Source organism: Lactococcus cremoris subsp. cremoris NBRC 100676, from assembly GCF_001591705.1.
GTDB classification, from domain to species: domain Bacteria; phylum Bacillota; class Bacilli; order Lactobacillales; family Streptococcaceae; genus Lactococcus; species Lactococcus cremoris.
Genome location: NZ_BCVK01000088.1, coordinates 1 through 4,702 on the forward strand (window position 1 = coordinate 1; position 4,702 = coordinate 4,702).

The 4,702-nt window shown below is 34.7% G+C and carries 7 protein-coding genes; all 7 read right to left on the reverse strand.

The window, feature by feature from the left end; translation table 11 throughout:
- Nucleotides 1-451: 451 nt before the first annotated feature.
- Nucleotides 452-1,801 (reverse strand): FAD-dependent oxidoreductase, encoded by a 1,350-nt coding sequence (locus LLA01S_RS11555; RefSeq protein WP_011669073.1) that lies wholly within the window; start codon nt 1,799-1,801, stop codon nt 452-454.
- Nucleotides 1,802-1,938: 137 nt separating this feature from the next.
- Nucleotides 1,939-2,562: a cysteine hydrolase family protein gene (locus LLA01S_RS11560; protein WP_002355386.1), complete on the reverse strand. Its 624-nt coding sequence runs from the start codon at nt 2,560-2,562 to the stop codon at nt 1,939-1,941.
- A 26-nt stretch (nt 2,563-2,588) separates the two neighbouring features.
- Complete coding sequence (locus LLA01S_RS11565) at nt 2,589-2,828, reverse strand: hypothetical protein (protein WP_014573519.1); 240 nt, start codon at nt 2,826-2,828, stop codon at nt 2,589-2,591.
- Nucleotides 2,828-3,418 (reverse strand): TetR/AcrR family transcriptional regulator, encoded by a 591-nt coding sequence (locus tag LLA01S_RS11570; protein WP_015083006.1) that lies wholly within the window; start codon nt 3,416-3,418, stop codon nt 2,828-2,830. Before LLA01S_RS11570 ends, LLA01S_RS11565 begins: the two co-directional genes overlap by 1 nt.
- Before the next feature lie 129 nt (nt 3,419-3,547).
- Nucleotides 3,548-3,817 carry a hypothetical protein gene (locus LLA01S_RS11575; protein ID WP_011669075.1) on the reverse strand — a complete coding sequence of 90 codons (270 nt, stop codon included), beginning with the start codon at nt 3,815-3,817 and terminating at the stop codon, nt 3,548-3,550.
- Between the two features lie 186 nt (nt 3,818-4,003).
- A complete protein-coding gene (locus LLA01S_RS11580) occupies nt 4,004-4,366 on the reverse strand; it encodes a hypothetical protein (RefSeq protein ID WP_061778351.1) in 363 nt (120 codons plus the stop codon).
- 9 nt (nt 4,367-4,375) lie between these two features.
- On the reverse strand, nt 4,376-4,702 hold a 327-nt coding region (locus tag LLA01S_RS11585; protein ID WP_218006053.1), incomplete at its 5' end, for a ComC/BlpC family leader-containing pheromone/bacteriocin.

Consider the following 4,702-nt stretch of genomic DNA (forward strand, 5'->3'; position numbering starts at 1 on the left):
TGAAGTCCCTCTGCTCGATAAATAATCTTGAATAACGCATTGTTTTAATTCTATGGAATATTTGACCATAAGAAAAGACCTCCGAAATATAGATTTGAAAAGTCTATATTTTGGGGGTCATTACAGTTAACGGTTCTTAGAACATTATACTGCCACCGACTTTTAATCGGCTACACTAGGACTTGTTAGCGCAAGTCCTTTTTCTTTACCCTTATTTTATCACAACTTCGTTTTTTTGTCATCTCGTTTAATTAAGAAAGATAAACACTCTCATCTTCTCATAAAACTGTCATAATCTGCTCATATTGCTCAACTTTTCAAGGCTAATCGGGCAATTCATTAAATTGACTTAAAATAACTATTAAAAACTTTCGTTTTAATTATCAAGATATAAAAAGTTATTGGTAGTATGTCAGTAACTCATACTCGATTTCCATCAAATTTGACTATTTTATTTTACTTCATTTTTAGCGGCAAACAAATCATTTAATGCTTCAGTCATGGTTGGATGAGTGTAAATTTTGTCACGCAATAATGTGTAAGGCAAGCCTACTTCAATCGCAAGACTTACGAGATTAATTGTTTCATAAGATTCTTCTGCGTAAATTGTAATACCAAGAATTTTGTCTGTCTCTGGATCAACCAAAGCTTTGAGTAAGCCTTTAGACTGATTCAAGACAGCTGATTTTGGAATGGCTGTCGCAGCAAGTTTGAAGAGACGGTAATCGATGCCCGCTGCTTTAGCATCTTTTTCATTAAGGCCAACTTTAGACAAGGCAGGTGTGATAAACACAGAGGTTGGTACATTTTTGCGGTCAGACAGACTCCGCTTACCATCTCCATAAAGGTTATTACTTACAATACGGAAATCATCAAGGGAAGTGTAAGTAAATTGTAAACCGCCATGCACATCCCCAAGTGCCCATACATTTTGAACAGTGGTTTCAAGTTTATCGTTGACCACAATTTCTCCACGTTGACCAAGTTGAATATTAGTATTTTCAAGTCCAAGTCCAGCAGTATTGGGTTTGCGACCTGTTGCAACCAAAATTTTATCTGATAAGATTGAAACTTTTTTGCCTTCTTTATTTATTATTTCAACGCTATTGTCAGTAATAGCATCAATCTTCACGCCAAGCTTAAAGATAATCCCCCTAGATTCAAGGTCGGAACGAACCAACTTCGAAATATCTTCATCATCACGAGGAAGGAAGTTATCGAAAATATCAAGAACTGTTACTTTTGATCCGTAACTTGCAAACATTGAAGCAAATTCAAGACCAATATAACCAGAACCAATAATCGTCAAATGTTCAGGAAGCTGCTTCAAATCCATTAATTCAGTTGAAGTCACAACATTTCTACTGTCCACAAGTCCGGGAATTGGTGGCAAGACAGGTGTCGCGCCAGTATTGATAAAGATACGTTCGCCAATTAGTTGTGCAATGACTTCACCCTCAGCATCCATCACTTCGATTTCGTGATCAGAGACAAATTTTGCTTTGCCATCAATAACTTCAGCTGTTGCTTCATCCGCAATCATGTGATAATTTTTTAGATTTAAATTACCTGTAAGCATCGCTTTTTTTTCTGAAGCTTCTGTGAATTTCAAACCTTTTTCACCGTTGACAATCAAAAATTTTGATGGAATACAGCCGATGTTGATACAAGTCCCACCATACATTAGAGTTGATTGTTCAATAACGACGACACTTTCTCCTTTTCCAGAAAGGAATTTGGCCAAGGTCTTTCCACCTTTACCAAAACCAACAACGATATTTTTTACGTCTATTTTTTTCATTTAAAAATCTCCAAATTTTAGTTTTGAACTAACTTATTATCCATGATAGATTTACCACAGCACCGAAGCTTTTAATTTTTTCAGTAGCTAGTTCATCAAATATTATTTTCATTTAATTTGCCTGTTTACCTATTGCTTCAAAGCTCTTCAAGAACTTTTGCTGTACTCATGGTGCGATCTGCAACAAATCCAAAATTTGTTATTGCTGCATCATAGGCTTCTTGACCAGGTGCTCCTGTTGCGTCAGCTGCAACGTGAACGTGAAAACCTGATTCTACGAGTTCACGCAAGTGTGAATCCACACAGAGATTTGCGTTCATTCCAGCCAAGATAACAGTATCAATGCCGTTTTTACGGAGTTGAAGCGCCAAGTCATTTGATTCGGGACCGAAGATTTTGTGGGGGCTTGTGATGATAGTATTTTCATCCAAGTAAGGTTTGAGTTCCTCCACGAAGTCTGCTCCTGAACCTTTCACTGTTTCTTGATACTGGTGTTCACGATGGAACATTTTATTATTCAACATCATTTGTTCGCCTTGACCACCAAATTTCCAGTTTTGGTCATGGTCGTAAAAGTAATGTGGTGAAATAAAGATTTTATAGCCTTTTGCTTTAGCATGTTTGAAGAGTTCTGTAAGATTCTCAGTGGTATGATATTTTCTGAGGATATCTTTTGTTAGACCATAGCCTGCACCTTTTGGTTTGAGGAATTCGACTTGTGGGTCTGTAACGACGAATGCTGTATTTTTGTTATTGAACATTTTGTTCTCCTTTAAATATAAAATTTTTATGATAATTCTGCAATGAGTTGCTTAAGTATCCCCTTACGAAGAACGTCTATGAATGTTTGACAACTTTGCCATCTTTTTTGAACATCGGCAATGGTATATTCTCTCCGAATCGCATCTACCTGCAAAAGCTTTGACTTTTTCTTTAGATTCAACTGCTGACATAAAGATTTACGTCGTATCACAGCAGTAGGCGGGGCAGGACCTGGTCCGATAACTATCATATCCAATTTTTTCATTATTTTTCTCCCACTTTTTCAAAAATAGTTTTTAATAAATCAAAATTTGATTCCAGAACATTTAAATCTTGAGTCACTTTCAAGAGTAGAAGACTTCCTTGAATTTGAGCAATAATTGCATGTGCTGCAGGAAGATTTTGTTTCACCAGCAGTCCTGTTAAACCTGATAGATTTTCCGCAATTTTTTTTTGTAAATCTGAAAATAGTTGTTCAAGAGGTTTTCTAAAATCCTCATCTAGGGCGGAAAGCTCAATAACGAGATTACCTACAGGACAGCCGTAGTATATTTTTTTTTGCGCATGATCACTGTAAATCCAATCCAGCATCTCTTTCAAGTTTGCCAGTGGACTTTCATCTCTCGATAGGATTCCATTTAGCAAATGTTTTTGCCAAATTTTAACATGATTATCGATGACTGCTAGGCAAGCTTCTTTTTTTGAATCAAAGTAATAATAGAATTGCCCTTTGCCTGTCGCAGTTTCATCTAAAATATCATTAATAGAAGTCCCTGTATAACCTTTTTTATATATAAGCTGTTCTGTAGCCGTCAATATCTTTTCTTTCGTATTTCTCAAGTTGTACACCTCCATATTTTTAGATTCAAATGGTTAGATTAGATTGTATCTAACAACATTGTTTTGTACCACTTGGTATAATTATATTAACATCTTCTTTTTTGAAATACAAACATTTTGTACCGAATAGTACAAAACATATCATTAACTGTGTCCTAGTATAAAAAATGATTTTATCGTTTCTAAAACCGCACTAACTGGTACCGATAATATAATATCATTACCCGAACCATCATTGCGTTTTACTTTTTTGTAGAGTTCACTTTGCGTAATCCATTCTACTTCTTTTGATAATTCTAATTTGGTATTTTCCCAGTAGGAATCATCAACAAGATAATCATCCAATATCATTGTTTGCCAATTCAATATTCCCATGTTCTGTGTTGGAGACAAAAATGTCACAAAATATTTCAATATCTAATTCTCCTTATCTTCCTGGATAAAAAAATAGTGACACCACTGTCGAGAAAACTAGCTCAGACAATTGTTAGTAAATACTTTCTTGTCGTAGTTTTCCTTTTATATTCACGAATTTTTTCCAACACTACCGCTCAGCAAATCAGTTTAAAACCTAAAAAAATGCTCAAAGAGCGTTTTGATTCAAACACTATATTTTTTTAAAAATTTTTCTTTAGATACAACTTTGCGGTTGGTTATATCTAAATAATCTCCAATTTCACCCATCACATAAATATTGTTTCCCGCTAATCCACCAGCTAAACTTCCAGCAACAGAGCCCATAATTCCCAATTTTAAAGAACTTTTAGCTGAAGGTTTGATGCCATTCATTAGAATTTTTAATCTTTCGTCATACCAACTAAGATAATTTTCTTTAAATGCATTTTTTACCCAATCTGGTTGTTCATTATTTTTACTTATTTCCCAGACATCTACAGTCTTATCTTTATAAATCGCTTTAATAATTATACCTCTTGTTAAATTAGAGAAAATCAATGTAAACATACTTCTCAATCAATCGTTTGGTGTACCACCACTACCATATGGATTATGATTATAAGCGTGAAAGCCCGTTACACCATTTAATTGATTAACTACTTGTTGGGCAGTTTGACCTGAATTAACACCAATTCCTCCAAGCCATCCTGCAAAAGCAGAACCCCATCCGCCTCCTCCACTAATTTCTTGAAGTTCCTTTTCAGACAACATTACAAATTGTTTTAAATTAAGTTCTTGGGTTTTCATTTTAAAAATCTCCTTTTCATTAACTTTGTAAGCATTTTTATTATATTCCTTTTTCATTCCCTTTTCAAGAATTAAAAATTCCTTATTGCTCCTGTC

What these genes read in the sequence shown, in the direction of transcription:
- LLA01S_RS11555 (WP_011669073.1), bottom strand. Translation starts at nt 1,801, where the DNA reads ATGAAAAAAATAGACGTAAAAAATATCGTTGTTGGTTTTGGTAAAGGT.
- LLA01S_RS11560 (WP_002355386.1), bottom strand. Translation starts at nt 2,562, where the DNA reads ATGTTCAATAACAAAAATACAGCATTCGTCGTTACAGACCCACAAGTC.
- LLA01S_RS11565 (WP_014573519.1), bottom strand. Translation starts at nt 2,828, where the DNA reads ATGAAAAAATTGGATATGATAGTTATCGGACCAGGTCCTGCCCCGCCT.
- LLA01S_RS11570 (WP_015083006.1), bottom strand. Translation starts at nt 3,418, where the DNA reads ATGGAGGTGTACAACTTGAGAAATACGAAAGAAAAGATATTGACGGCT.
- LLA01S_RS11580 (WP_061778351.1), bottom strand. Translation starts at nt 4,366, where the DNA reads ATGTTTACATTGATTTTCTCTAATTTAACAAGAGGTATAATTATTAAA.